This is a genomic window from Natrinema sp. HArc-T2 (genome assembly GCF_041821085.1).
In the GTDB taxonomy this organism is placed as follows: domain Archaea; phylum Halobacteriota; class Halobacteria; order Halobacteriales; family Natrialbaceae; genus Natrinema.
Window position 1 is genome coordinate 1 of the sequence record NZ_JBGUAZ010000011.1, and the last position, 26,006, is coordinate 26,006.

23 protein-coding genes are annotated in these 26,006 nt (G+C 57.9%); 13 read left to right on the forward strand and 10 right to left on the reverse strand.

Translation table 11 applies throughout. The features are described from left to right. Positions 1 to 364 precede the first annotated feature (364 nt). On the reverse strand, positions 365 to 739 hold the full coding sequence (locus tag ACERI1_RS17430) for a winged helix-turn-helix transcriptional regulator (RefSeq protein ID WP_373619733.1): 375 nt from the start codon (positions 737 to 739) through the stop codon (positions 365 to 367). A 418-nt stretch (positions 740 to 1,157) separates the two neighbouring features. Between ACERI1_RS17430 and ACERI1_RS17435 the strand changes: the two genes are divergently transcribed. Next, entirely contained in the window at positions 1,158 to 1,334 is a 177-nt protein-coding gene (locus ACERI1_RS17435; RefSeq protein WP_373619734.1) for a hypothetical protein, read from the forward strand. Positions 1,335 to 1,360: 26 nt separating this feature from the next. Here ACERI1_RS17435 and ACERI1_RS17440 read toward each other — a convergent pair whose 3' ends face one another. From ACERI1_RS17440 to ACERI1_RS17455, 4 genes are all read right to left on the reverse strand, one after another. Next, positions 1,361 to 2,539, reverse strand: coding sequence for a rhodanese-like domain-containing protein (locus ACERI1_RS17440; protein ID WP_373619735.1), 1,179 nt, complete (start codon positions 2,537 to 2,539; stop codon positions 1,361 to 1,363). Between the two features lie 64 nt (positions 2,540 to 2,603). Next, positions 2,604 to 3,428, reverse strand: coding sequence for a DUF1641 domain-containing protein (locus ACERI1_RS17445; RefSeq protein WP_373619736.1), 825 nt, complete (start codon positions 3,426 to 3,428; stop codon positions 2,604 to 2,606). Positions 3,429 to 3,432: 4 nt separating this feature from the next. Continuing rightward, positions 3,433 to 4,614: an NAD(P)/FAD-dependent oxidoreductase gene (locus tag ACERI1_RS17450; protein WP_373619737.1), complete on the reverse strand. Its 1,182-nt coding sequence runs from the start codon at positions 4,612 to 4,614 to the stop codon at positions 3,433 to 3,435. 270 nt (positions 4,615 to 4,884) lie between these two features. Next, positions 4,885 to 5,967, reverse strand: coding sequence for a rhodanese-like domain-containing protein (locus ACERI1_RS17455; protein ID WP_373619738.1), 1,083 nt, complete (start codon positions 5,965 to 5,967; stop codon positions 4,885 to 4,887). 1,029 nt (positions 5,968 to 6,996) lie between these two features. Between ACERI1_RS17455 and rdfA the strand changes: the two genes are divergently transcribed. The 4 genes from rdfA to ACERI1_RS17475 all read left to right on the forward strand — a co-directional run bounded on the left by rdfA (position 6,997) and on the right by ACERI1_RS17475 (position 12,444). Then, on the forward strand, positions 6,997 to 7,635 hold the full coding sequence (gene rdfA / locus ACERI1_RS17460; RefSeq protein WP_373619739.1) for a rod-determining factor RdfA: 639 nt from the start codon (positions 6,997 to 6,999) through the stop codon (positions 7,633 to 7,635). A 48-nt stretch (positions 7,636 to 7,683) separates the two neighbouring features. Then, positions 7,684 to 9,624, forward strand: a complete 1,941-nt coding sequence (locus ACERI1_RS17465) for an archaea-specific SMC-related protein (protein WP_373619740.1) — start codon at positions 7,684 to 7,686, stop codon at positions 9,622 to 9,624. A 439-nt stretch (positions 9,625 to 10,063) separates the two neighbouring features. After that, the gene (locus ACERI1_RS17470; protein ID WP_373619741.1) at positions 10,064 to 10,834 is read left to right on the forward strand and encodes an IclR family transcriptional regulator; all 771 of its coding nucleotides are present in this window, start codon (positions 10,064 to 10,066) and stop codon (positions 10,832 to 10,834) included. 2 nt (positions 10,835 to 10,836) lie between these two features. After that, positions 10,837 to 12,444 (forward strand): AMP-binding protein, encoded by a 1,608-nt coding sequence (locus ACERI1_RS17475; protein WP_373619742.1) that lies wholly within the window; start codon positions 10,837 to 10,839, stop codon positions 12,442 to 12,444. 60 nt (positions 12,445 to 12,504) lie between these two features. On the opposite strand, the gene ACERI1_RS17480 is transcribed toward ACERI1_RS17475, so the two are convergent. Then, on the reverse strand, positions 12,505 to 12,906 hold the full coding sequence (locus ACERI1_RS17480) for a universal stress protein (protein ID WP_373619743.1): 402 nt from the start codon (positions 12,904 to 12,906) through the stop codon (positions 12,505 to 12,507). A 294-nt stretch (positions 12,907 to 13,200) separates the two neighbouring features. On the opposite strand from ACERI1_RS17480, the gene ACERI1_RS17485 reads away from it, so the two are divergent. The 7 genes from ACERI1_RS17485 (at position 13,201) to ACERI1_RS17515 (ending at position 21,610) form a co-directional block, all read left to right on the forward strand. Next, a complete protein-coding gene (locus tag ACERI1_RS17485; RefSeq protein ID WP_373619744.1) occupies positions 13,201 to 14,448 on the forward strand; it encodes an ABC transporter substrate-binding protein in 1,248 nt (415 codons plus the stop codon). A 1-nt stretch (position 14,449) separates the two neighbouring features. Next, positions 14,450 to 15,271: an ABC transporter ATP-binding protein gene (locus ACERI1_RS17490; RefSeq protein WP_373619745.1), complete on the forward strand. Its 822-nt coding sequence runs from the start codon at positions 14,450 to 14,452 to the stop codon at positions 15,269 to 15,271. 9 nt (positions 15,272 to 15,280) lie between these two features. Continuing rightward, positions 15,281 to 16,117, forward strand: a complete 837-nt coding sequence (locus ACERI1_RS17495; protein WP_373619746.1) for an ABC transporter ATP-binding protein — start codon at positions 15,281 to 15,283, stop codon at positions 16,115 to 16,117. A gap of 2 nt (positions 16,118 to 16,119) precedes the next feature. After that, entirely contained in the window at positions 16,120 to 18,201 is a 2,082-nt protein-coding gene (locus tag ACERI1_RS17500) for an AMP-binding protein (protein ID WP_373619747.1), read from the forward strand. Further along, entirely contained in the window at positions 18,194 to 19,108 is a 915-nt protein-coding gene (locus tag ACERI1_RS17505; RefSeq protein ID WP_373619748.1) for a branched-chain amino acid ABC transporter permease, read from the forward strand. Before ACERI1_RS17500 ends, ACERI1_RS17505 begins: the two co-directional genes overlap by 8 nt. 90 nt (positions 19,109 to 19,198) lie before the next feature. After that, positions 19,199 to 20,248, forward strand: coding sequence for a branched-chain amino acid ABC transporter permease (locus ACERI1_RS17510; RefSeq protein WP_373619749.1), 1,050 nt, complete (start codon positions 19,199 to 19,201; stop codon positions 20,246 to 20,248). Between the two features lie 195 nt (positions 20,249 to 20,443). Further along, positions 20,444 to 21,610, forward strand: coding sequence for a phenylacetate--CoA ligase family protein (locus tag ACERI1_RS17515; RefSeq protein WP_373619750.1), 1,167 nt, complete (start codon positions 20,444 to 20,446; stop codon positions 21,608 to 21,610). 88 nt (positions 21,611 to 21,698) lie between these two features. Here the strand turns inward: ACERI1_RS17515 and ACERI1_RS17520 are convergent, their stop codons facing one another. From ACERI1_RS17520 to ACERI1_RS17535, 4 genes are all read right to left on the reverse strand, one after another. Then, complete coding sequence (locus tag ACERI1_RS17520) at positions 21,699 to 22,103, reverse strand: PaaI family thioesterase (RefSeq protein WP_373619751.1); 405 nt, start codon at positions 22,101 to 22,103, stop codon at positions 21,699 to 21,701. A gap of 451 nt (positions 22,104 to 22,554) precedes the next feature. Then, the gene (locus ACERI1_RS17525; RefSeq protein ID WP_373619752.1) at positions 22,555 to 23,598 is read right to left on the reverse strand and encodes an ABC transporter ATP-binding protein; all 1,044 of its coding nucleotides are present in this window, start codon (positions 23,596 to 23,598) and stop codon (positions 22,555 to 22,557) included. Between the two features lie 3 nt (positions 23,599 to 23,601). Further along, positions 23,602 to 24,411 (reverse strand): ABC transporter permease, encoded by an 810-nt coding sequence (locus ACERI1_RS17530; protein WP_373619753.1) that lies wholly within the window; start codon positions 24,409 to 24,411, stop codon positions 23,602 to 23,604. Further along, positions 24,386 to 25,306: an extracellular solute-binding protein gene (locus ACERI1_RS17535; RefSeq protein ID WP_373619754.1), complete on the reverse strand. Its 921-nt coding sequence runs from the start codon at positions 25,304 to 25,306 to the stop codon at positions 24,386 to 24,388. Before ACERI1_RS17535 ends, ACERI1_RS17530 begins: the two co-directional genes overlap by 26 nt. 59 nt (positions 25,307 to 25,365) lie before the next feature. Between ACERI1_RS17535 and ACERI1_RS17540 the strand changes: the two genes are divergently transcribed. Beyond that, on the forward strand, positions 25,366 to 25,815 hold the full coding sequence (locus tag ACERI1_RS17540; RefSeq protein ID WP_373619755.1) for a Tfx family DNA-binding protein: 450 nt from the start codon (positions 25,366 to 25,368) through the stop codon (positions 25,813 to 25,815). The last annotated feature ends 191 nt before the right edge of the window (positions 25,816 to 26,006 follow it).

Consider the following 26,006-nt stretch of genomic DNA (forward strand, 5'->3'; position numbering starts at 1 on the left):
TCCTCACGTAACTCTCGCCACGGCTCCAGTCTGGCCCGTAGTCCAGTTCCCGAACGGTGTTCAGAATCGCGTTGGTTTCCATGCTCTATAGCTTGAGACAGCAACTCGTCGCATTCCAGAACCCGTCCGGGAATGATTGTTTCTCACGGAATGAGCTTCTCTTGTTTCCACGGATTGTAATAAGTCGTGAGAAGCGATCATCATGGGAGTTCACTCCCATCTACATTAGCGATAACGTTTCTTATAGGTTCGTCGAGAGTGCCAGTCAGTCACAATATCGCTCTCAATTACGAGGTCATTGACTGTAAACCCTTATATCCCAACGCCGGTCGGGATTCCATGTCGGTCACGTCGTGGGAAAATATCAGGCAATCGAGCTTTCCTTGTCCCGTGCAGCCGTCAGGTGTTCCTGTCCCCATTTGGCCATCTCCTGAATCACTGGCTCTAGCGATTTGCCGTGTTCGGTCAACGAATACTCGACCCGGACCGGTTTTTCGCTGATGACCGACCGCTCGACCAACTGTTTGGCCTCGAGGTCCTCGAGTGAGTCCGAGAGGACTTTGCTCGAGATCCCGCCGACTTCTTTTTTCAGTGCGTTGAATCCAAGTGGCCCGTTGGCAAGCAATCGATGGAGGATAACGGTGTGCCACTTCTTGCCAATCAGTGTCGCTGTGGAGGTGACAGGACACCAGTCTTCGCCTGCACACCACACTTCCAGTTGCTCTGTCGACTCGCTCATACCTGTACAATGGTGCTGGAACGGCATATAGTTACGTGTTGTAACCTGGTTACTAACCAGTACTGTATTTTGCCCGCCGATGCGTCCTGCTCACGGTCGGTCTCCGAGTAAGTGAGACGGAACGAACAGACTCACGCGCTACTCGCCCTGATTGGGAGCGTCGTCTCGAGCAACGATAGTACCAACTGAACCGATTTACACATCGATCGCACAGCACGTGCGATCGAGTGTGCAGTGACGGTCAGTGGCTACTATAGCACGTACGCAACGGGAACGGGTAGACGACGTGGCCGACGAGTCGACGTCGATAGACGACTGACTTTCCTCAACGTAACCTCCTAACGAGGAGGTTCGCGAGTGCTTATACGTTACCAAGTGTTATCTAGTAGTGTAAGGTAAGCAATCAAGGAGAGACCCCATGTCCACAGATACGACACACTCCAACCAGCAGCCAACGATCGGCGTCGACGCCGCCCTGCTCGAGCGCTACTCGGCTGTCCAGACGGAAACCGACCAGTTGATCGTCTACGACGAACGGGACGACGACGCCTGGATTCAGTCGGACGACTGGATCGACGCGCTCACAATGGCGTGAACTGCGAACTCGAGCAGTGTGCCGTATCAGTCGTCGCCGACGACGCTCTCTTCGGTGGCAGCACACCGGTTCGGTCCCAGCTCGAGTTCGTCGGCCTCGTCCTTGCTTTCCAATTCGCGCTTGCCCTCGTTCGTCGCGATGACTTCTTCGTAGTTCGGGGGCTTTTCTGGGATGGTTTCGAACGCGGCCTGGACGTACTCGTCTTTGTCCATCTGGATCATTTCGTTGTGGGTCCGGATGTGGCCGATGGGAGACTGCATCGGCAGCCCGGGCGTGACACCGATGTACTCGCCGTCGTCGGTGACGTTGAAGTGCCCCGGAAGGACCGTCACGGTGTCCGGCTCAGCCATCAGCTTCTGTAGCGTCTCGTAGAGCACCCCCGACGCCTCCTCGGCGTCACCGCCTTCGAACTGGAGTTCGGTCCGGCCCACGGACTCGACGAACAGGGTATCGCCGGTCATGATCGCCTCGTCTTCAACCAGCCAGCTCGTCGAGCCAGTGGTGTGCCCAGGCGTGTGGACACCCTTCATTGTGATCTCGCCGATGTCGACGGTATCGTTTGGGTCGACGGGATCGTATTCGAACTGCGGGTCCCGTGTCTCGATCTCGCTCCCGAGGTAGTACGGGACGTTCAGTTCGTCACGCAGGCGCTTCCCGCCGGTCATCAAGTGGTCGGCGTGAATGTGTGTCTCGAAGATCGCCGTCACGTCGAAGCCGCGGTCCCGGGCAGCCTCGAGGAACTGTTGGGTATGCCGGGATGAATCGACGATCGCCGCCTTGCCGGTGCGTCGGCACCCGACGACGTAGCCAAGACAGCCTTTCGCGCGGCGCTGGAGTTGGAGGATCTCGATGTCGTCGTCTCGCGTCGCGATGGGGACGACGTCGTACACTCGGCTCCAGGCCTCCATACCGCCGTCGACCGTGGACACGTTCTTGTAGTTCCGTTCGTCGAGCCACTCGCCAAGCGCCTTGGAGGACCTGCCGACAGCACAGATGGTGATGATTTCGGTATCCTCCTCGAGTTCGTCTCGGACCGCGTCGAAATCGCCCCGGAGTTCGTCGTCCGTGGCCGAATACTCCATGTTCTCAGCCGCCGCGATGTGCCAGTTTTCGTAGTCCTCGGGGCTCCGGCTGTCGAAGAGGGCGAAGTCTTCGTCTCGGTCGATCTTCTCTTTGAGTTCGTCTGCCGTGATTAAATCTGTCATGAGTTGGTATGAGTGTTGGTTCGCTATCGGGTATCCGAACGACAGGTCGCACGGACGAGGGTCATCATCGCGCTCCCACCCGTCGGAGGAAATCGACGATTCGACCGATGCCGCGCCGGACGTTCCGATTCCGAAGTGCGCCGAGCAGCCCCAGGATCCCCATCTCTTTGGGCTCTTCCTCGGCGAATGCGCCCAGGCCGGCGTCGAGTGTCTTGAGGACCTGGGGATCGCCGATCCGCTGCGTGAGCCACATCATGTGTCCCAGATTCTGTCCGAGTTCGTATGGATCGGTGTCGTACTCGGCGGTCGCGTCGACTAACCCGGCCGCGACGAGGCGGGACTGTCGGATCGCTGGCCGCAAATCGCCGCTGGCATCTTGGAGTTCCGGAATGAGGTCGTCGACCAGCCCTTCTGTCGCATCCAGTAGATCAAGTGTCTCGGCAAGCGTATCTGCGTTCTCGCCCAGCCGCTCGACGAGGACGACGATGTCCTCGCGCTCGACGGCCATTCGGAGCCGCCGGAGAACGTCACGGTTCTCACGAACGGCAAAACGGAGTTCTGGCGCCAGATCCGAGGCCAGTCCTTCCGTCGCATCCAGCAGGCCGAGCAGTTCGGTCAGCTCTTCGGAGTGTTCGCCGAGTTGCTGGAGAAGGACGACGGTCTCCTCGCGCTCGAAGGCCATCCGGACCTCACGGAGCGGTTCGCGGTTCTCCCGGACAGCCGTCCGCATCTCGGGAGCAAGCTCCGCAGCCGTCTCCTGAATGACGGTCAGCAGCTCGAGCAGTTCCCGCAGTTCGTCGGCGTTCTCGTTGAGTGTCGCGGCGAGTTCCGCCATCTCCTCGTCGCTGAGGGCCGCTTCGGTCGCGTCACTCGCATCTGTTTTGCTCATGGGTCTATACCGGGAGTGGGTCGTAGCCGTGCATCCACAGGTTCCAGTACACCGACGGCAGGACGTTGACGTCCATGATCCAATTAGAGCGGGTCTCGACGGGTGCAGAGATGCTTTCCTCGTAGTCGAACTCCGCGATCATCGCTTTGCCTTTCTGAGTCAGCAGGGGACATGCCGCATAGCCGTCGTATTCCGGCTTGAGTTCTCGGTCGTTCATCGCGCGGACGACGTTCTCTGCCACGGTGTGGGACTCCTTGCGGGCAGCGGCGGCAGTCTTGGAGTGCGGTGCGTTCTCGCAGTCCCCCAGCGCGAAGACGGTCTCGTACTCGTCGTGCTGAAGGGTGTGCTTGTCGATCGTGACGTACTCGCCGTCGTGTTCGTCGTCACCTTCGGTCAGTGGCGAGCTGTCGGTGATGGCTTGCTGGCCGTACTGTGGCGAGACGGGTGTGTAGAAGTCGTACTCGATCTGGCCGTTGTCCGTGTGGATGACCTGCGCGTCCGGGTCGACCTCGCTGACCGACGTGTTAGCCTTGAACTCGATGTCGCGCTCGTCCCAGATATCGTATAGTTTGTCGCGATAGGGCTGGACGCCGAAGTGGTGGTCGGCGTTCCGAGTCATGATGAACTCGGCGTCGTCGCGGAACCCCTGTCGCCGGGCATAGTCCTCGGCGAGCATCGCCATCTTCAGCGGCGCACCCGGACACTTGAACGGTGTATCCGGAATCGTGACGACGAAGGTGCCGCCATCGAAGTCCTGAAGTCCCTCACGCATCTCGAGGGCTGCTTCGTAGTGGTAGAACGGATACACCACATCGGTTTCTTCCCACGCTTCGACCATTCCCGGGGTCGTCTCCGGGGCGAGCCGGTGCCCGGTGGCCACCACCAGATAGTCGTAGGTCAGATCATCGTCAGCCTCCTCGAGGTGAACGACCTGGTCGTCGGGGTCGACACCAGTCACCGCGTCGTGGACGAACTCGACATCGCTGTGGATGAGATCGCGGACGTCCCGCGACTGCTCTGGCTCCAGATAGCCGAACGGGACGAGGTAGAACGACGGCTGATAGAAATGTTCTACGCTCTTATCGACGAGAGTGATCGTCGCCTCGCTCGGGTCGAGTTTCCGACGCAGGATGTTAGCGGTCATTGCGCCGCCCGTCCCAGCACCGAGAATTGCTATGCGTGTCATTCCCACTCTATGGCTAAGAGAAGTAACGTGACAAAGATAGCGATGGGAGTAATTACCGGAACTGACCCGCCCTGTGCCAAGACTGCTGCAATAATTGCTGATTTTGATCTGAGAGGATTTCAACGCGATGCTCGGTTCGGGTGGTGGCAACGCCATCTGCGAACGCGGACACGTCTCCCGCTTGAGGCGGTCCGAACGGTCGCTTCGTGAGATAGAGTACGACCAGAAGTGCCGATGAACGCAGTCGATAGGGAGACCCGAACGGAACGCTCACTCCGTTTCCACGGGGACATCCACGAGGCTTCCCCACTCGGTCCAGGAGCCGTCGTAGTTCATCACCTCGGGATACCCCAGCAGTTCTGAGAGGACGACCCACGCGAGCGCCGAGCGTGCGCCCACGCCGCAGTACACGATAATCTTTCGACCGCCGGTGATGTCGGCGGCGGCCAAGACGTCCTCAACGGCGCTTCGAGATGCGAACCGGTTGCCATCGAACAGTCGGTCCAGCGGAATGTTGATCGCACCGGGGATGTGTCCCTGGATAGGCGTCGACGCCGACAGCTCGCTCCCGTCGTCTGCCTGGCCGCGGTATTCGGACGCCTGTCGAACATCGAGCAGTACAGTATCCTGACCGATCGCGCGGACGACATCGTCGCGGTACGCACGCACGTGATTAAACAGTCCACTGGCGGTGTACTCGACCGAGGGAAACGACCCCGGAACATGGGTTGTGGGGTATCCACTGGCGACCCAGTGTTCGAGGCCGCCGTCGAGCAGTCGCTGGTTTCGATGGCCGTAGTAGGCGAGCAACCAGTACACGTACGCGGCATGATACCCCTCACCATCGTCGTAGAGAACGAGGCTAGTATCTGCAGTCGCGCCGCGACTGCCGAGTAGTTCCTCGAGGTCGGTCCGGTCGGGAAGCCGCTGGCGGTTGGGGTCGAGCAGGTCCGATTCCACGTTCAGGACAACCGATCCTGGAATGACCGCACCGGCGGCGTCGTCCGACCCGACGTAGACGAGTCGTGCAGACGGATCGTCCTGCTGGAACGACGAGCGTTGCTCGTCGACCCAGTCCGGATCGACGAGGGCGTCGCGCGAGTACGTCGAGCACCCCGAGTCCCTGACGAGGGTATAGCAGGTCTGTCTCGCGTCATAATGTGCCGGATGGGACTCGACAAGTCCGGCGTTCTCGAGTTGTCCGATGGCGTAGTGCAGCGTCCGTGATGAGAGTCTGGTCTCATCGACAAGCTGTTTCTGTGAGAGCCGTCCGTTGTACTCGAGGACCTTGTAGACGAGGTTCGCACTCGGTGGGAGGTCCGACAGTTCGTCCTCGATCCAGTCTTCGGCCATGGCAAGTATCGTCAGTAGTCTCTGTACTGTTGTTAGTTACCGAGTCGAATCCGATGCGGGGAGACTAATTCGGCTGAGGGAAGATGCATATCGCGAAACTGAGGCGTTTCGACGGGATCACATCTCGACGTATCTTTGCCTCCGTGTGAACGGGATGTGTCCTCCAGTTGATCCTTGGCGCGATCTATCTGGATATTTGAACCGTACCTCTCTTCCACCCTTTTTTCAGTTCCTCTCAGAAGGCCATTGGTATTTGGCTCTACTATGCCTGAATATGCGTTTCTCTGATTCATGTATGCCGGTAGCACCCGAGAGACAATTAATCATGGTATCGAATACCAGTACAGTATATAGCAACAGCCGAAACTGTTCATCCACTGGTCACACGGCCTCCGTGCGAGCAGGTGTGCACTGACGGTCAGTGGCTACTATCGTTTATCATCACCGCCAGAACCTGTATGGATGATAACTAATGTTGTCGTTGTGCGATATAGTTGTGTGTAGCTTGATCAAGTACCACTCTGACGCCACCCGATTGCCCATCCAGAGTTATCGAAGTAACCAACGTGGTGAAATCGTAGTTTTTGGTCGATTGATGCAGAAATACAGCGTCTGAGTCGGGACCTTATTGCCGAAGACTGCGACACCGAAAATCGGTTTTGACTCCGTATTTCTTGCGATATATCCACAAGACTATTCGGCATATGTCTTGGCATATGGTTGACCGATAATAGCTCGCGACGGCTTCGCCGTTCTGATATGGGCACCGATTAGTCAGTTCGCAGCTGGTTGCGTGAGGACTGTGTAGTCAGTATGCAACTCGTTTTAGAACGGTTGATCGCTATCCGTCGTTCGATCATACTTTCCACTAATACTGATGGAAAGCAGAGCCGCTTGCGTGACACTGGCTCAATTCATCGATTGCTTTCCAACAGTACTGATGTAAACAGAGGCTTATTTATGACTGTGCGAGAACGTACACTCAGTCAATGAAACTGACACAGCACCGAGCGGGGTGTACCGCTCTCGATGGTTGAGCCAGCGGGTTGTTCGTGTAAAATCGGTCGGAATATCGAGACGTACGGCCTCGAGGAGCTAAACGCAGACCTCGTCGAGAAGCGACGAGAGGCTGACGCGAGCCTCCGAACTCTCGCAGCCCACTGTAATCGTCGGCTCTTGGAAGCAGCACTCGTCACTGCAGACGTCGACGTGACTGATGCAGTGTTCGGAGCCGTACACGGCGACGATGTCGTTGAGTTGGTGTACGATGCGCTCTCGAACGACGATGCGTCACCCGATACAGCGGCACGTGTCCGAACCCGGCTCGAGCAACAGGGAATCGATATCGAGACGATCGAATCGGACTGGGTGACACACCCGACGGTTCGGTCCCATCTCAACGAGTGTCTCGACATCGACACGAGCCGATCGGGGACGATCACAGTCGAGGATGCGAGGAACACTATCGAATGGGCACGGACGCAATGTACAGAGATCATCTCCAGAACGATCACACGACTCGAGAACGCTGGACTCGTTACTATCGGCACGCCGTCCGTGTCCGTCACTGTCCGGATTACCTGCATGGACTGTGGTGAGCGATACAGACCGACTGACCTGTTGACAGAGCGCACCTGCGCGTGTTCTACCACGACAGAGGGTGGATAAATCGAGTTGATCCAATGTTTTATCACAATCAATTTCCTCCGATCCAGTATGACTGACCAATCGACAACGACAGACACAGCGCCGGATCCGGAGCAGATCGAGGTGTCAGTCGAGAACCTCGGTGGGATCGAGCGCTGTTCGGTCGGCCTCGAAACAGGGGTCAACGTGCTGACCGGGAAGAACGCCACGAACCGGACGAGTTTCTTGCGGGCGCTCGTGGGCGCATTGGGCGGCTCGAAAACGACGCTCAAGAGCGATGCAGACGAGGGTCGAGTGTCAGTCGAGATCGGTTCCCACGTGTATCATCGGGAGTTCCACAGAACAGAGACAGGAATCACGACACATGGAACTCCATACACCGACGCGGAGCAACTGGTCGACAGCTTCGTCGCACTGCTCGAGGAGAACCCAGCACGACGTGCAGTGCAACGTGGTGACGATCTCCGCGAGATCATCATGCGGCCCGTCGACACTGACGAAATCGAACGGCAGATCCAAAGCCTCAAAGCGGACAAGGAGGCCCTCGAACAACGTCTCACAGAAGTCGACCGACGGACTGAACAGCTCCCGACTCTCGAAGAGCGACGGGCCAGTCTCACGGCGGAGATCGAGTCGATCAATTCGGAACTGGAGACGCTGCGAGCCGAGGTCGAGGCGTTCGAGGCTGATGCGGAGATGGCTGTGGAAGCTGAAGCGGTAATGGAACGGCTCGACGCTCGGCGGCAACAACTCAACGAAACGGAAGATCGGATCGACGTGCTCACTGCCGAGTTGGATGCACTCCGTGACAAACCGGCAGCCCTCCGTAGCGAACAGGCAGAACTTCCAGACCACTCGAAAGACGATCTGAAAGCCGTCCAGGAGCGACTCGAAGCAGTCAGGCGTGAGAAACGCAACGTCGACGAGACGATCACGAACCTCACGACGATCGTCGAGTTCAATGAGGACGTACTCTCCGGCGACAGCTCTGACTTAGAGAGTCTGCAATCAGCTACAGAGACCCCAGCCGCCGAACTCGCCCCCGATTCAGAACAGTCGGTCGACTGCTGGACCTGTGGCACCACGGTCAAGCGGGGAGACATAACGAACCGGCTGGAAAGCTTGCGCACTGTCATTCAAGAGAAACGGTCCGAGCAGACCGATCTCGCAAAGGAAGCAAGCGAACTGGAATCCAAACAACAGTCGATCATCGAAACGATCGATAGGCGGCAAGCGGTTGCCGACCGGCTCACGACTGTCGAAGAGAAACTCAACCGGAAGTCGACACAGCTTGCGGAACTCGAAACGGACGCCGCCGAGCTTCGAGACAGCATCGAAACACTCGAACACGAAGTCGCAGAAACCGAGGAGCTACGGGATACCGATCTGATGGACGCGTACGAACAGATCAGTGATCTCCAGTATGAGCGGGGCCAACTCCAGCAGGAGTTAGAAACTACAGTGGAGGAAATCGAAGCGATCGAAGCGTTACCGGACAGCGAGCAGCTACACGCAGAACTCGACGATGTCCGGGAATCACTCGCTCGCGAACGAACTCGGATCACAGATATCGAAACACAGGCAGTCGAGCAGTTTAACGAACACATGGACGATCTCCTGGCGGTCTTGGGATATAAAAACATCACGCGCGTCTGGATCGAGCGGAAACAGGCTGGTCGTGAGTCGTCGCCCGCAACCTTCGAGATGAACATCGTCCGCGAAACTGAGTCGGGGACGGTGTACGAAGATACGATCGACACGCTGAGCGAGAGTGAACGTGAGGTTATCGGGCTCGTGTTCGCACTTGCTGGATACCTCGTCCACGATGTCTACGAATCGATTCCGTTCATGCTGTTGGACTCGCTCGAGGCGATCGACGCCGATAGAATCTCGGCGCTCGTCGACTACTTTTCCGAGTACGCCCCATATCTCGTCGTGGCACTGCTTCCCGAGGACTCGGCAGGCGTCGAAATCGACCACAGACGGGTCCCTGCAGACACATTGGACTGATCTCGCGTCCACAGCTGTGCTTCGCGTCGTCGTCATACCTGTGCACTCACCCTCGCCGAGACGCCGTCGCCGAAGCCTACGATTCTAGCGAATGCTGAAGTCGAAGTCAGTTCGCTGAGAGAGTGGGTCCACACATGGTGAACAGCAGACTCCGACTGAGTCTCTTGATATGGGAATCTACTGCCGGTGATGTGGAACGTGACGCTCCTCAGCACCGAAAAGCGTGCATTGCTATTCACGAAAGGCGGAATCAGTACGGCTCGATCCGGGCTCCCGTCACTGGTCGTCCAGTCGTTGTGGATATGTCGTGTCAACCGACTCTCGGACGCTCGCCGAGTTCACGCTACGTGAATGACAACTCTGTTCGCTGGTGTACAAATCGGGTGTCGGGTTCACGATTGTCGATAACTATAACCCGATCCCGCCTAGTCCATGATGTATGATATCAAACCCGTCATCGAGGCAGGTCAAATCCGTCGAGACCTCCTTCGAGATCATCCACCTGCTCCAGGAGTACGGAGGTGCCACGCTAAACGAAGTGGCAGCCCACCTCGAGATCGCCAAGAGTACAGCCCACAACTACCTGGGAACGCTCGAATCGATGGGGTACGTGGTGAAACGGGACAGAACCTACCGATTGGGGCTTCGGTTTCTCACACACGGAATGGCAGCCAGAAACAGTCTGTCCATCGCCGATATCGTCCAGCAGTCGCTTGTAACGGTCGCTCAGGAGACCGGACAGTCGACGTGGTGGATCGTAGAGGAGTTCGGTCGGGGGTTTTTCGTCGATAATGCAGTTCCCGATGAGGACGGTGATAGCTACGGAACTATCGGGAAGCGGTCGTACCTCCACACGCACGCACCGGGAAAGGCGATACTCGCCCAACTGTCCAGAGACTACGTCTGGGAACTCATCGACTATCACGGATTGCCGATTTACACGACGAAGACGATTACGGACGCTGACACGCTCATCCAGGAGTTAGACACGATTCGTGATCAGGGATATGCAGTGAGTGACGGGGAAACAGCACTCGGCGTACAATCGACTGGCGTGGCGTTCGAGGACCCATACGGTGGCACAAACGCGATCGGTGTGTTCGGATACACGCACGACTTTGGCGGCGAGAGTCTCGAGAAAGACATTCCATCGCTGTTGAAACATGTTGTGAGTGACATCACCCAGTCACTCGAACGGGAGGTCGAGTGAGTATGGATGCGATTTCGCCACCTGAAACGCTCCGGACTGTCAAGAGTGCTGTCGAGATGAAAGCAGCGAGGAACAAAGACAAACCCTTCCTCCATTACCGAAACCAAGTGATTTCGTACGCTGAACTCGATCGCAACGCTGACGCGATCGCCACCAAACTCCGCGCGCAGGGAGTCGAAAAGGGTGACACCGTCTGTCTGTTCATGTACAACTGTCCCGAGTACATCTTCGTCTTCTTTGCACTCGCAAAGATCGGAGCCGTCGCGGCCCCGATCGATACGCGGTTCCGGGGTGAAACACTGGTGTACGTTCTCACCCAGTCTGACGCGACCACGATTTTCATCGACGCGAAAACGCGCCCAGAGTACGAGTCAGTCACCGCTTCGGTTCCGAACATCACGAGAGAGTACCTCATCGACGAGACTGGCACCGACCACCCGTACCGGAAGTTCGACACGCTCCTCGAGGACGACTCGATGTCTACGCCGACGACAGCCGTCGAACCGTCGGACCCACTCGCAGTGATCTACGTCCAGCGGAACGCAACCGAACAGCCGAAGGGCGTCGTGCTCCCCCACTACTCGTATATTAATACCGGCTGGGAGGCGTGCGAGAACCTGTTCGATTTTACCGAAGACGACCGCATATTCACGACGCTGCCACTGTACAGTAGCTTCACGTTTCATCTCGGCGTTATCGGGACGCTACTTGCCGATGCGGAGTTCGTCCTCGCCGGACAGTTCGATCCATCGCGGTTCTGGGAGCAGATCGAGTCCTCCGACGCTACCGTGTTTCTATATCTCAGTCGGATGCTCTCGGTGCTTTACAACCAAGACGAGAAACCGACCAACGGTGAGACGCCGATCGAGTTGGCCATCGGCCACAGCTTCGGATTCACAACGGATGAAGAGATGTTCCGAACACTGGAAGAACGGTTCGACATCACCATCCTCGAGGGATACGGTGTCACACCAGCGACCATTGTCACCTACAACTGTCCGGACGACCGACGGCTTGGAAGCGTCGGTAAAGAAGCGTCGTACGTCGATCTTGAGATCGTCGATGGGGACGACTGGCCCGTGTCACCGGGCGAAACAGGTGAGATCGTCGTTCGTCCGACGGAACCGCACACGATGATGCAAGGCTACTACAACCAACCCGAGGCCACCACGGAAGCCGTTCGGAATCAGTGGCTTCACACCGGCGGGATCGGCTACAAAGACGACGACGGATACCTCCACTTCGTCGCGAACAGGGACAACTCGATCTATCGTGGCCGCATCGATGGCCGGATCTCATCGCTCGAGATCGAGAGTGTGATCGATGCCCACCCCGGTGTTCGCCAGTCGAGTGTCGTCGGTGTGACCAACGAGGCGGGTAGCGAAGAGATCAAGGCGTTCGTAGTCCCCGAAGCCGACGCCGACATCACACCGATCGATATCTGCAAACGCTGTGAACGACAGCTCCCCTACCTCAAAGTCCCACGATACATCGAGATCCGCGAGGAGTTCCCCCGGAGTCCATCGGGGAAGATCAGAAAGCAAGAGCTCAAAGCCGAGGGGACAGTGAACGCGTGGGACCGCAAGAGTGGATACGAACTGAGCCGATAACGCCAGTCAGTCTGGATGTGAAAATATTCTTATAAGATTGCCGTGTGGAAAATCGAGCGGTTAGTCTTCGTCGTCGGTGCTACAGACGAGAACCGGACGGGTCGTGTTCAGGATTACCGCCTGCGTGACGCTCCCGAACAATACCTTGCCCGTCGGTGTCCGCTTTCGACCCGCGAGTACGATACGGTCTGCGTCGTGTCTGTCGGCGGCATGAATAATCGCAGTGGCCGGATCGCCACTGGTCCCCTCGAGTTCGACGTCGATGTCGGCGTCCTCGAGTATCTCTCGAGCACGTCTGACTGCGCCGACCTGCTCGACCGTTCCGCCTTGGGGGTTCTCGCCGAAGTCGTGGAGGAGTATCGCCGTAATTTCCGACGCTGCGCACGGAATCTGTGCGACTGTGTTCGCCTGTGACACTGCACGATCGGTATCCGTGTCAATACCAAGTACAACTGTGAACATGTAGCAAACATCGAAGCTATGCTATATTATTGTATCGGACAGTGTTTGCCAGCGGAAGTTATGTGGATATAATAGAAGATCGTCTGACCGGCACAGGTGGCCTCGGCCTGCAGCGTCGAGAGTGCGCGCCCAAGCTGTTTCTCGTTCATGTGGCACCATTCGCCAATTAATATGGTGGAAATAATACTGTATATGCTTACGATGCCGATTATTACACTCTCACGTTGGATGAAAATCCACGATATCCGTAATCTATATATAATATGTATTCATCTCCGTTTGTTGTGTTAATCCATGACAAACCAGGAGATAGCATCTGAAACGGAAGCGTGCGAACGGAGAACAGTGCTCAAAGGATTCGGCGGTGCTGCAGCAGGTGTAACAACGCTGTCGCTCGCCGGTTGTCTCGGTAGCGGCGACGGCAGCGGTGGCGTGTCAGTGCCCGGCCTCTACGACATGAGCGGTGCGACATCTGACGTCGGAAAGCCGTCCGGAATCGGCTCTCGTGACGCGATCAAGTGGATCAACGAAAACGACGAGTTGGACACGGAGATCGATCACCCGTGGCAGGACTACGCGTACGACGTGCCCACGGCAAAGAGTGCGTACGACGAGTACACGAGTGGATCGAAACCCCCCGTCATCATCGGCTGGGGTACTGCTGACACGGAAGCACTGTCTCCGTCGGTCGCTCGAGATCGTATCGTATACATCTCGGCGTCCTACTCGGCGAAGTTGGTCAAAGAGGAGACGCCGTTCAATTTCTTCGGCAACCTCGACTACACTAGCCAGGCCCGCGCACACCTCAAGTGGATCAAAGAGAACGATCCTGACGCGAAGGTGGCGTTTATTTTCTCGAATACGGCGTTCGGGAAATCGCCGGTCGAAGGCGGTCGCCAGTACGCGGAATCACTGGGACTGGATCTCGGTGAGAACATCAACCTCTCACTGACTGCAAACTCGGCGAAGACGCAGCTGCGAAAGGCCAAGAACCGAAACATCGACTACCTCATCCACCAGAACACGGCGGCACCGATGCAGGTGCTGCTGTCCGACCGGCAGGACGTCTACCCTGACGTCAACGTAATGGGACTTACCTACACGGTCGACGAGTTGCGTGCACAGGAATCGCCGGAACTGTTCGAGGGTGTCCGGTATGCGTCCGGGTTCAAGGTGTTCAATGAGGTCATGGCCAGCGACGTGCCGGGCAAGAAGATCATCGAGGAATCCTTCGAGCGTGAAGGACGGTCGATGGACGACCCGTCCGTAGCGAATCTCAACTACGTCCGTGGCGTCATCCACGCGCTTCTGGCGCTGAAAGGGCTCACAGAGGCCGACGACATGAACAGTGGACAGAGCGTCCGCGAAGGCCTGTTCAACGTGAGCGACTGGGACGTCCGCGGCCTGGCAGAGCCGTTCACCTACTCGGAGGACGACCGTCGTCCGACGATGAACGGTCGGATCTACCAGGTGACAGACGGCTCCTTCGAGTACGATTCGACGATGGAACTCCCACGAAAAGACGAATGGATCGGGCTCTAACATGACTGCCGGCGATACTACATCATCGCCTCCCGTCGTCGAACTCGACAACGTCGAAATCGTGTACGACCGTCACTTCCTGGCTGTCCAGGGGGTTTCGATGGAGGCCAACAAAGGTGATATCGTGGCACTACTCGGTCCCAACGGTGCAGGCAAGAGCACCATCCTGAAAATGATCTCGGGAATCGGGCTGACCGAACGCGGTGAGGTAACCCGTGGGACCGTCCGCTATGAGGGGACCGACGTGACTAACGCCGACACCAACCGAATGGTGAGCGAAGGGGTGACCCACATCCTTGAGGGACGGCGGTCGTTCGAGGATCTCACAGTCGAAGAGAACCTCCGATGTGGACTGTACCGGGGTGGGCGACGCCTGTCCTACAGCGAGGAGGACTACGAACTCGCGTTCGAGTACTTCCCGCAACTGGAGGACATCCTCGACCTCAAGGCGGGATACACCAGTGGCGGCGAACAGCAGATGCTCGTCATCGCTCGCGCACTGATACACCGACCGAAGCTGCTGTTGCTCGACGAGCCGTCGCTCGGACTCGCACCGAAGCTGGTTCAGGACATCTTCGAGACGCTGGTCGAGATCAACAGAAAAGAGGACATCACCATGATCGTGGCCGACCAGAACGCCAAACGGACGCTCGAGATCGCGGATTACGGCTACGTTATGGAAAACGGACAGGTCGAACTGCAGGATCCGGCTGAGACGCTGATGAACCGCGAGGAGATCAAGGAGTTCTACCTTGGAACCAGCCGCGAAGAGGGCCGGTACACGGATATCAAACACTACAAGATGCGCAAGCGGTGGACCTGATTCGAGACCATGAGTAGCGAAACCACAACGACAACCGAACCGAACATGGACCTCCGGGGTGGACCGAAGGTACCACCCGAACAGGCTGTCCTGGGCTGCAAAGACGTGACCAAAACGTTCGGTGCCGTGACTGCCGTCGACGACGTTTCGATCGGGATCGATGAGGGAGAGTGGATCTCTATCGTCGGCCCGAACGGTGCGGGAAAGACGACGCTGCTGAACATCCTCAATGGGTTCTACGACCCGGATCCGGGTGGTGAGGTCTACCTCAATGGAGAGGATGTCACCGCACTGAAATCCTACAAGCGTGCCCGCCGTGGTCTCGGTCGTACGTTCCAGGGATTGGAACTGTTCGAGAGCGAGGATGTCCTCGAGAACATCATGACGGTCAGAGCCGTCACGCAGCATCCGAATCTGTTGCAGGCGCTCACGTTCTACGGCTCCGGTCGAAAGATCGAAGCTCAGAACATGCGGCGGGTCGAGGAGATCCTCGATTACCTCGAACTCTGGGAATACCGTCACAGCAAGATATCCGGACTTCCGTTGGGGATCCGCCGTCGCGTCGACCTCGCACGGTCGCTCGCACTCGAGCCGGACGTGCTCCTCTTAGACGAAGCGATGAGTGGACTGACCTTCGACGAGAAGTACGACATGATCCGCTTTATCACCGATCTGTATGAGGAGGAAGGGCTCACCGTCGTGATGATCGAACACGACCTGGAAGTCGTGACCGACGTCTCCGACCGGATGATTGTACTCCAGAAAGGTGGGCTCCTCGCGCGTGGCCCGCCCGCTGCAGTCGTGGAAGATCCCGAGGTCCGTCACGTCTACACGGGGGTTGACTGATCATGACGGCCAAGGAAACGAAACTCGACACGGACACGGATGTGGATGCGGATTCAGATGTGGACGCGGACGGACTTTCGATCGACCGGATCATCACCGCACCAGACGGCGACGACGTCGAGATCGTCGACGACAAGGCACTGCCGGAGATCCTGCTCGAGCACGTCGAGAAACACGGCACAGACATCGCCCTGCGCTGGAAGCAGTACGGCGTCTGGCAGGAGTTCACCTGGGAAGAGTACTACGACCGCGTAAAGTGGTTCGCACTCGGACTGGACGACATTGGATTCGGCGAGGAAGACGTTCTCTTCACCATCGGGTACAACCGTCCACACCAGCTGTGGTCGTGGATGGCTGCACAGTCGCTGGGCGGCATCGCTGCGCCGAACTACGAGGAGATGCTTCCTGAAGACATCGGCAAACAGCTTGAGCTCATCGAGCCGACGGTCGCCTATGCCGAAGACCAGGAGATGGTCGACAAGCTGCTCAAGGTGACGGACATGGCCGAGTCGCTCGAGACGATCGTCTACCGCGACGAGCGGGGGATGTTCCGCTACGGTGACGAAGAAGACATCGAGATCGTCTCCTACGACGAGATCGAATCCCGTGGTCGGGAACGGCTGGACACCGGAGACGTGACCGACAGCTACCTGGCAGATCGCATCTCGAACATCGACCCGCAGCGCCCGGCGATGCTGTCGCCGACCAGTGGGACGACTGGGATGCCGAAGCGCGTCAAACTCAGCCACTTCAACTTCCTCAACCTCGCGAAGGCGGCGATCGAAATCGATCCGCTCCCGAAAGAGAGCGATTACTTCTCGTACCTTCCGATGGCGTGGGTCGGCGAGCAGATGATCCTGATCGCCGCGGCGTTCGTCGGCGGCTGGACCGCCAACTTCCCCGAGGAAGCCGAAACGGAGTCAGAAGACCTTCGAGAGATCGGCCCGGAGATCATCTTCTCGTCGCCACACTCCTACGAAGGGTGGGTCGCCGACATCAAGGCCAAAATCGAGAACACCAGCCGACTGAAACGCTGGGTGTACGACAAGGCGATGGATATTGGCGACCGGTACGCCGAGTACATCAGCGGTGACAAAAGCAGCGAGGAACCGCCGCTGTCACTGAAGGCGCTCCACTGGCTGTCCTACTGGGCGGCCTACAGACCGATCCTCGACAAGATCGGCCTCAAGCGTGCGAAGAACGTCTACACCGGCGGTGGCCCACTCGGCGAGGACCACTTCCAGTACTACCACGCGCTGGGCGTCCCGCTGAAACAGATCTGGGGTCAGTCCGAGGTATGTGGCTTCGTGACGATGCACCGTGACGGCGATATCGACGTCGACACAGTGGGTGAAGTGTTCCCGAACGTCGAAGTCGGTATCACGACAAACGGGGAACTCATCGTTCGTGGACCCGTCGTGACGAGCGGCTACTACAACCAGCCCGAAAAGACCGAGAGTGCTCTCGAGGACGGCTGGCTCCACACCGACGACTTCGGTGCGCTCACCGAAGACGGCCACGTCAAGGTGTTCGATCGGATGGACGACGTGCTGGAACTCGCGGACGGCACGCCGATCGCACCTATCAGCGTCGAGACGAAGCTGAAATTCAACCCCTATATCAAGGAAGTACTGGTCGTCGGCGATGGGCGAGAGTCGCTGTCGGCGATTATCAACATCCGCTACGACAACGTTGCGGAGTGGGCAGACCAGCGTGACATCCAGTACACTGGCTACCGCGACTTGACGCAGAAACCCGAAGTACTGGAACTCATTCGCGGCGTCGTCGACGAGACGAACGAGCGACTCGACAACGTCGATATCACGAGCTTCGTCAATCTCTTCAAGGAGTTCGACGCCGACGACGGCGAACTCACTCGGACCGGGAAGATCCGTCGCGAAGTGGTCACCGAACGCTACGAACAGCTCCTCGATGGAATCTTCGCGGAACAGGAACTCGTTGAAATGGATCTGACAATCACCTACCAGAACGGGAAAGAATCGCGCGAACACGGTGAGATGCGCGTCATCGACGTCGACGAACCGCTTACTGATACGGTCGACGGAGGGCAGTTCAATGGTTGACGTCAGCACCTTCTTCAGTATCACGATCGCCGGAATCGGCCTCGGCGCGTTGTACTCGCTCGTGGCGATGGGCTTTTCGCTCATCTACAAGGTCACTGGCGTGCTCAACTTCGCCCAGGGACAGTTGGCACTCATCGGTGCCTACGGCGTCGTGATCTTCGCGACACCGGCGGTTCTGGGCCTGAACTTACCGGCTGTCGTCGCGGTACTGGCCACGATCGCCCTTGGGCTCGTACTCGGGCTGGTGCTCGAGCGTGTGATCTTCCGTCACTTCATCGGTGAACCCGTGTTGTCGGTCATCATCGTGACGCTCGCACTCGGTGGGATCTTCAGTGGCCTGTTGCGGTTCCTGGTCGGCCCGAACTTCCGGTCGTACCCAGCCACACTCAAGCCGGGGTGGAGTATCGAGCTCCCGCTCGGGGCGTCGATCGGCGCCTCGTTCACCCTCGGCGTCATCCTGTCGCTGGCGGTCGTCATCTCGCTGATGCTGTTCTTCCGGTACACGGTAACCGGCTCGATCCTGCGAGCCGCAGCAGCTGACGAGCAAGCGGCGATGGTGCTCGGTGTCTCTATCGAGCGGACCATCATCATCTCGTGGGCGCTGTCGATCGCCATCACTGCGATCGGTGGCATTCTGCTGGCGATGGCCAGCGGTGGCGCAGGCTTTACCATCGAAGCAGTCGGCATCATCATCTTCGCCGCGGTGGTCTTCGGCGGGCTCGATAGCATCCCCGGTGCGTTCCTGGGTGCGATCGTCGTTGGCCTGCTTCAGGAGTACGGTGCCTTCTACGTGACCGATATTATCGGTCCGGGCGCCGGCGAGATCCTTCCGATGATCTTCCTGCTGGTGGTCATCCTGATCAAGCCACACGGACTGTTCGGAACGGAACGTATCGAGAGGATCTAGCAATGATGACAAAACTACCAATGACGACGAGACACGACATCTCAACACACGCACAGTACTGCAACACATCACGGGAGAAGGGAGGTATCCATGCCCTGCGGTGAGTACTTCACTAGCTACGAGAGCCGGATGGGACTGTTCCGCTGGCGGACCCAGCGGATCGCTCTAGTGCTGGGTCTTCCGATCCCGTTCATCCTCCCGTTCGCGTTACACGGCGGGCTGATGTCGACGATCACGCAGATATACATCTTCACCATCGCGGTCCTCGGTCTGAACGTCATCCTGGGCTACGCAGGCGAGATCGTTCTCGCCCAGGGGGCGTTCATGGCCATCGGTGCCTACACGACGAGTCAGATTCTGGCCGATGGCCTGTTCGGCGTCCAGATCGGGTTACTGCCGGCGATGGCCGTCGGCGGTCTGCTCGCCGGCTTCGTGGCCGTACTGTTCGGCATCCCGTCGTTCCGTGTGAAGGGGTTCTACATCGCGATCTCCACGCTCGCACTGCAGTTTATCTCCGAGTGGTTCTTCAACAACAGCCAACTGGAGTGGCTCCACGGCGGCACCCAGCAGACAATGCCGTTCGAAGTTGGACTCATCGGGCAGTGGCTCACCATCACGGGCACCGACATGGAACTGTACTTCATGTCGTTAGTACTCATGTTACTGTTCGCGATGCTCTCGCTCAACCTCAGTCGGAGTGGGACCGGGAAGGTATTCCGGGCGATCCACGACAACGATCTGTCTGCCGGTGTTCTCGGAATTAACGTCTTCCGGAACAAGCTGCTGGCGTTCGCGCTCGGCGGTTTCATGGTCGGCGTGGCCGGTGGCCTGTTCGGCTACTACATCGGCTTCATCAGCCCAGGCTACTTCACGCTTGACCTGACGCTCCAACACTACGTGATGTTGCTGTTTGGCGGCCTCGGTCGCGTCTGGGGCGCGATGCTCGGTGTTGGTGTTGTGACGGTACTACAGGAGTTCCTCCGAGGGTTCCTGCAGTCGGTCGCATCCAACGCGACGTCGCTCGAGCCAGTGTTCTTCGGCGTCATCATCATCGTGGTGCTGGCCGTCGAGCCGAAGGGTGTCCTCGCAGCACTTGGGCAGATCAAAGACTACCTGCGGAAATGGCCCTTCGCCTACTGACTGGCCGATTTTTCTGATCGATTGGCCTCGGTTTCGGCCGAGAGCCGCTCGAGCCATCGCCGGCCGTGACTGCTGTGGCGGATTCAACTACGGCCCCAACGTACGTGACGAGCGCGTACTGGTTCACGCTGGAGTATGTCACCAACAATTGACTAACAGTTGGTTTTATGTGTTGGGTTAGCGTACCATACAGTGATGTACGATTCCGCCACGTTGCATGCCGTCCAACAGCAGGTAGCACGCGCAACACGCTTCGACTTCTACGAAACACGGCTGGCGGAGGCCGACGTGGATCCGACAGCGATCGACTCGTGGGAGGCGTTCAGGGAACTGCCGTTCACGACGGGGGCGGCGTTAGAGGCCGACTTCGGGGAGGGACCGCCGACTGGCTCACTATATACGGAATCGGCGATGGTGACGTTCTCGCCGATGGGCGAGGGACTGAAACCCGTGTTCGACACCCGTGACGACTTGAGCTATCAGACATCCGTCAATGCCGACGTGTTCGAACAGGTCGGAATCGAACCCGGCGATCGCGTGGTCAATACGTTCGGCTACCAGCTGTTCGGGACGGGATACGTCATCCACAGGGCGCTCGAGGAACTCGGCGCAGAGGTATTCCCGCTCGGGCCCGGTGACTCCGAGCAGGCCGCAGACATTATCACCGAGTATGATGTCGACGCACTCATCGGCAATCCGAGTTTCGCGCTGAAGATCGGTGATGCAGGCGGTCAGGTCGACACGTTCGTGGGGGCTGGCGAGCCCTTCACGTCCGTCCCTGGCCGGCGAGCAGCAGTCAAAGAGGCGCTCGGTGCCTCGACAGCAACCGATTACTTCGGAACACGCCATATCATGCCCGTCGCTGCCGAAACCGACGCTGAGGACGGACTTCACGTCGTCGACGACTACGCAATCGTCGAGATCATCGATCCCGACACGGGCGAGGTTCTCGACGAGGGCGAACGTGGGGAAGTCGTCGTCACCCACGTCAAAAAAGACGGACTGCCACTGATCCGCTATCGAACGGGTGATCTCGCCGAACTCGAACAGCGCGGTGATTCGGTCGTGATGCCCGACGGCGTCATCGGTCGCACCGACGAACGGCTCAAAGTCAAAGGAGTGAAAGTTTACCCCGAGAGCATCGAGACGGTGCTCGCGGCGTTCGACGGGTTGACAGGCGAGTACCGCATCGAAGTCAACCAGAACGGCTCCACCGATCATTTGACTATCGTCTGTGAGGGAACCGCTGACGAGAGTGATCTAGCGAGCGAGCTCGGTGACAGACTGCTGATCTCACCCGATACAGTCGAACTCGTCGAGGAACTGGAACCGGGCGATCGTATCGTCGACAACCGATACTGATCACTCGTCCTCGGTGGCGGTTATCATTTGGCATCAGACATAAGCGGGAACTAGCTATACTGTTGATAAGTTATCCATCATTCACCAGTCATTTTGTAGACGCCAGTCCCGGTTGCACACACGTCGTCACCGGATTCGACCTCGATATCGGCCACACCGATCTGCTTCCCTCTCGTGAGACAGTCGCCGTGGCGTACAGTGGTTGTTTCCCGGCGGGTTGCAGATAGTTCACACGTAGATCGATCGTCGGTGTATACTCCTCACAGCGACCGGCAAACACTGCAGCACCCGTCAGATCGACGAGCGAACCGATCGCGCCGCCGTGCAGCACTTCCAGGTCTGGATTTCCCACGAGCGACTCGTCGAATGGGAGTTTCGTCTCAGCCCGGCGCGGGGTGACGACCACTATTTCGATGCCGTGTTTCCGGTGGAACGGAATCACATCGTACAGTTCCCTTACGATATCTGTTCGCTCATCAGCAGTGTTTGTCATCTGTCTCGAACGCTATCCGGAAGCGAATCCGTGACTGGTATGTTACACGTTATCTCTCATAGAATAAGTATGTCTAGGTGCAAAGAGTCCCCATCAAGTGTTGGAGTCCATCTGCCCATTCATACGGTCTACTGTACCGATTTACCGGCGCACCCGCAGGACGGGTCGCGGGTTCGCCAGAATGACTTACAGTAGTCCGTATCGGTCCTCGCCGGCTCAGTATTGTCTGCGACTGTCGGAACCCTTCAGTCGCGGTTTCCGGATTGGCGTCGCGGAACTCGAGGCTCAAGGGGTCTCAGTGTCAAGTAGTCCATGGTGTTCTGGCTGTTCTTTTCATTTGTTCTGCTAGATAGCGACCCAATAACAACATCAGTCTGAATAGCAATCCTCTTTGTCACGATACTCTCGGTTTCGCGGCTCATTCGTAACAACCGTTGGATGGTGAAGGATATCACCTAATCAGATGGATCGCATCAGGTGGAATTGTCGCCTGAATGCTGGAACCGACTTCAAGCGGGACTTGGCCGAAACCCGGTGGACGAATCGTCGTCGTAAGCGTGATCGGTGCGTCGTCAAGAGCGACTTCCACTCGGTACTCGTCACCCTCGTTTAACCACCGGTCGATCGTTCCCGAAACTGTGTTCTCACAATGGAGGTCATCATCCCTGTTCGGTGTGTGCACCTGTACACGCGATGGGTGGATGCAGAGCGTAACACCTGTCCCAGGAGTGGCTGCTGTTGTCGCCTGAAGACGAACGTTGCCAACTCGAAGGAAAGTCATGTCTTCGCGCTGTTCAACGACGGTTGCGTCGAACAGATTCTCGTTGCCGGTGAATCTCGCGACGAACCGCGTTGTGGGACGGTTGATAACGGCCATTGGAGATCCAACCTGCTCGATTGTACCGTCGCGAAAGATAGCTGTTCGGTCACCAAGCGCCGTCGCCGTTCGCTGATCATGCGTGACGTAGATAACTGGAATCTCGAGCGAACTGAAGAGCGTATGGAGTTCCCTGCGAAGTCGACGCCGAATCGGCGCATCGAGACTTGCTAACGGCTCGTCAAGTAGCAGGAGGTCAGGATCTGCTGCCAACGTGCGTGCAAGCGCGACGCGTTGCTGTTCGCCACCCGACAGCGTCGGCGGTCGGCGGTCTAGTACGTCCGTGATCTCGAGCAGCGATGCGAACTTTGCGATTCGGTCCCTGTCAGTTGCGGCATAGCCGATGTTCTCTCGGGCAGTCATGTGCGGGAACAGAGCTCCGTCTTGAAACACGAGGCCAGTCCGGCGCTCTTGAAGGGGACACCCATTGAGACGGTCGCTGTTCAGCGAGATGGCCCCCTCATCTGGGTCGACGATGCCCGCGATTAGCGACAGCAGTGTCGTCTTGCCACTGCCTGACGGGCCGAGAATCGAGAGGACTTCGTCGTCGACAGTGAGATCGACTGGGCCAAAGTCGAAGGTGTCGTACCTCTTGGTGAGGGAGGTCACTTCGAGCATCGATTACTCCAATGGGTTCGTCCCGAGCACGTTTAGCACGACAAGCGTTGCGACGGCGATTCCGACCAGAATGACGGCCACGGGGAAGGCGTTCTCCAATCCGAGCGTTGTAAACGAGACCCAGATCTGCACGGGCATCGTCCGTGGGTAGTATGCGAGCATGATCGTCGCTCCGAACTCACCGATCGCACGAGCAAACGCGAGCGTAATGCCGGCGAGAATTCCCGGCCAGGCGAGCGGCAGCGTAACCCGGCGAAACGTCGTCAGCCGACTCTTTCCGAGCGACTGGGAGGCATACTCGAGACTGCGGTCGACGCTCTCGAACGCTGCTTTCGCCGTGACGACGACGAACGGCGAAGCGACGAACGTCTGTGCCAGCACGATTCCGGCGACTGATCGGGTCAGTTGGAGTCCGTTTGCTGCTGCCAGTCCCCCGATGAACGTGTTCGGGCCGACGACCGTGAGCAACACCATGCCGCTGACGATCGGCGGGAGTACGAGCGGCAGTACGACGACAGCGGTCACGATCGTTTTCACTCGTCCGTCAACGCGGGCAAGCCAGTAAGCGAGTGGGAGTCCAAACAGCGACGCGATAGTCGCACTCGTGACCGATGCGGTAAGTGATGTGGTCGCAGCTGAGACGACAGCAGGTCTGGTCAGTCGCTGGATGACGACCCCTGGTGGCTGACTGAGAGCGAGTGCGAGGAGCGGAACGAGATAGTAACAGAGCAGCACCGCTCCAAGGAGGAACGCGACTGTCAGCCAGTCGAACCGTCCGACGGTGGCATTAGTTCGTGACTTCGCTGGGAGCATTGCCTGTGAACCGTGGATAATCGTCCGGAACGACGAACCCGAACTCGTTCAGATACGCTCCTGTTATATGTTCCGTGAACACATCGATAGCGGCGGGCGATTGGTGGCGAATCGTTGAACCATAGCTGATGAGTCCGCCGCTGACGACCTTCCCGCTCGGGAGTTCGTAGGTCGCCGATTCGTAAGTGTCTGTATAGCTTGGATCACTGAGGTCGATTTCCGCTGGGAGGTCGATGTAGTCGTATCCGCGCTCGACAGCCATGTTTCGATACGCGATGGCAGCGTCGACCGACCCAGTTTCGAACTGACTAATGAGCTGTGTTTCAGGATATATCTGTTCTGTCCGTGGAATCGCGTCTCGGAGATTCGTGTCCGTCCCGTAGTGTGCAGTCGCGAGCTCGAGCATGAACAGCGCTCGATATCCGAGTGGATCGAGCTCCGGGTCGGTCCTCCCGATCGTAACGTCTCCGCTCAAGAGCGGTTGATACCAATCCTCGGCTCCTGCGTCGGCGAGTTGTTGGCCACCTTCCGTATTGGGGTTGTACGCGATGACGATCGAATTGGTCGCAAATTCGGCAAACCAGTCCGGCTGAAGTGGTGAGTCAAAGAGGGCGATATCCGCAACTGAGACGATATCGGGATCTTTCTGTCCCGCTGCGATGAGCCGAGCGACCTCGGCGGAGCCGTGTACTTCTATCTGAACCGTTGCATCTACGCTCGATCGCACTCCGTTTTCGAGTGCATTATTCAAGCTTCCCGCAGCGAGCATCGAGACGGTCAGCGACTGTCCGTCGTTCCCTTGGAGTGTACCGGAACAGCCAGCAACACCCGAGAGTGCGACGGCGGTAGCCGAGAGTACTGAACGTCGGCGAGTCCGCAGTCCGTCACCAGCCATATCGCAACAATTAGTGTTTCATCAATAAGCTTATCTCAAACACTCTTGTTTGACTTTATATGGTGGCGACCACGGAGACAATATTGACGGACCGACAGGTCGAGGTACTCAGGCTCCGTGAGAACGGTCAGACACAGCAGGAAGTGGCCGACACGTTGGGAACGACCGCCTCGAACGTGAGTGCTGTCGAACGGGCTGCAGAACAGAACATCGAGAAAGCACGCCGAACGCTCGAACTTGCCCGAACACTACGCGCGCCGGTGCAATTTACTGTTCCAGCCGGAACGTCGTTCGATGACCTCGTCACTCAGGTGTACGCCCGCGGCGACGAAGCTGGTATCAAGATCGCATACTGTCGACCAGAGCTCTACACGCATCTCTACGGGATTCTCGAAGCGGTCACCGACGCCAATCAACTCAACGAAACGATCACGCTCGGTCTGACGGAAGATGGAGAGGTGAAGGTGTATACAGATGAAGTAGGTTCCGTTGAAGGACACAGATTATAGTATACTGTCGGACAAACCGGATCACACATCGATCGTGTCTCGGCGCCTGTCGCCGCTGGCGACAGCGTCTCGAGTGCGCTCGAGTGTTCACGGACTGTTGTCCGAAGTATAACAACTGAGACAGACTCCTATCAGTGGTGTCAACGCACTTGCGACCTGCCCTGCGGTCCCACCGGGCCAGTAGGCAGCAG

Excerpts from the sequence above, each read along its gene's own strand:
- ACERI1_RS17500 (WP_373619747.1), top strand. The coding sequence starts at position 16,120 with ATGACGGCCAAGGAAACGAAACTCGACACGGACACGGATGTGGATGCG.
- ACERI1_RS17450 (WP_373619737.1), bottom strand. The coding sequence starts at position 4,614 with ATGACACGCATAGCAATTCTCGGTGCTGGGACGGGCGGCGCAATGACC.
- ACERI1_RS17490 (WP_373619745.1), top strand. The coding sequence starts at position 14,450 with ATGACTGCCGGCGATACTACATCATCGCCTCCCGTCGTCGAACTCGAC.
- ACERI1_RS17455 (WP_373619738.1), bottom strand. The coding sequence starts at position 5,967 with ATGGCCGAAGACTGGATCGAGGACGAACTGTCGGACCTCCCACCGAGT.
- ACERI1_RS17505 (WP_373619748.1), top strand. The coding sequence starts at position 18,194 with ATGGTTGACGTCAGCACCTTCTTCAGTATCACGATCGCCGGAATCGGC.
- ACERI1_RS17530 (WP_373619753.1), bottom strand. The coding sequence starts at position 24,411 with ATGCTCCCAGCGAAGTCACGAACTAATGCCACCGTCGGACGGTTCGAC.
- ACERI1_RS17495 (WP_373619746.1), top strand. The coding sequence starts at position 15,281 with ATGAGTAGCGAAACCACAACGACAACCGAACCGAACATGGACCTCCGG.
- ACERI1_RS17510 (WP_373619749.1), top strand. The coding sequence starts at position 19,199 with ATGCCCTGCGGTGAGTACTTCACTAGCTACGAGAGCCGGATGGGACTG.
- ACERI1_RS17520 (WP_373619751.1), bottom strand. The coding sequence starts at position 22,103 with ATGACAAACACTGCTGATGAGCGAACAGATATCGTAAGGGAACTGTAC.
- ACERI1_RS17540 (WP_373619755.1), top strand. The coding sequence starts at position 25,366 with ATGGTGGCGACCACGGAGACAATATTGACGGACCGACAGGTCGAGGTA.
- ACERI1_RS17475 (WP_373619742.1), top strand. The coding sequence starts at position 10,837 with ATGGATGCGATTTCGCCACCTGAAACGCTCCGGACTGTCAAGAGTGCT.
- ACERI1_RS17535 (WP_373619754.1), bottom strand. The coding sequence starts at position 25,306 with ATGGCTGGTGACGGACTGCGGACTCGCCGACGTTCAGTACTCTCGGCT.
- ACERI1_RS17430 (WP_373619733.1), bottom strand. The coding sequence starts at position 739 with ATGAGCGAGTCGACAGAGCAACTGGAAGTGTGGTGTGCAGGCGAAGAC.
- rdfA (WP_373619739.1), top strand. The coding sequence starts at position 6,997 with ATGGTTGAGCCAGCGGGTTGTTCGTGTAAAATCGGTCGGAATATCGAG.
- ACERI1_RS17435 (WP_373619734.1), top strand. The coding sequence starts at position 1,158 with ATGTCCACAGATACGACACACTCCAACCAGCAGCCAACGATCGGCGTC.
- ACERI1_RS17440 (WP_373619735.1), bottom strand. The coding sequence starts at position 2,539 with ATGACAGATTTAATCACGGCAGACGAACTCAAAGAGAAGATCGACCGA.
- ACERI1_RS17465 (WP_373619740.1), top strand. The coding sequence starts at position 7,684 with ATGACTGACCAATCGACAACGACAGACACAGCGCCGGATCCGGAGCAG.
- ACERI1_RS17445 (WP_373619736.1), bottom strand. The coding sequence starts at position 3,428 with ATGAGCAAAACAGATGCGAGTGACGCGACCGAAGCGGCCCTCAGCGAC.
- ACERI1_RS17470 (WP_373619741.1), top strand. The coding sequence starts at position 10,064 with ATGATATCAAACCCGTCATCGAGGCAGGTCAAATCCGTCGAGACCTCC.
- ACERI1_RS17515 (WP_373619750.1), top strand. The coding sequence starts at position 20,444 with ATGTACGATTCCGCCACGTTGCATGCCGTCCAACAGCAGGTAGCACGC.
- ACERI1_RS17480 (WP_373619743.1), bottom strand. The coding sequence starts at position 12,906 with ATGTTCACAGTTGTACTTGGTATTGACACGGATACCGATCGTGCAGTG.
- ACERI1_RS17485 (WP_373619744.1), top strand. The coding sequence starts at position 13,201 with ATGACAAACCAGGAGATAGCATCTGAAACGGAAGCGTGCGAACGGAGA.
- ACERI1_RS17525 (WP_373619752.1), bottom strand. The coding sequence starts at position 23,598 with ATGCTCGAAGTGACCTCCCTCACCAAGAGGTACGACACCTTCGACTTT.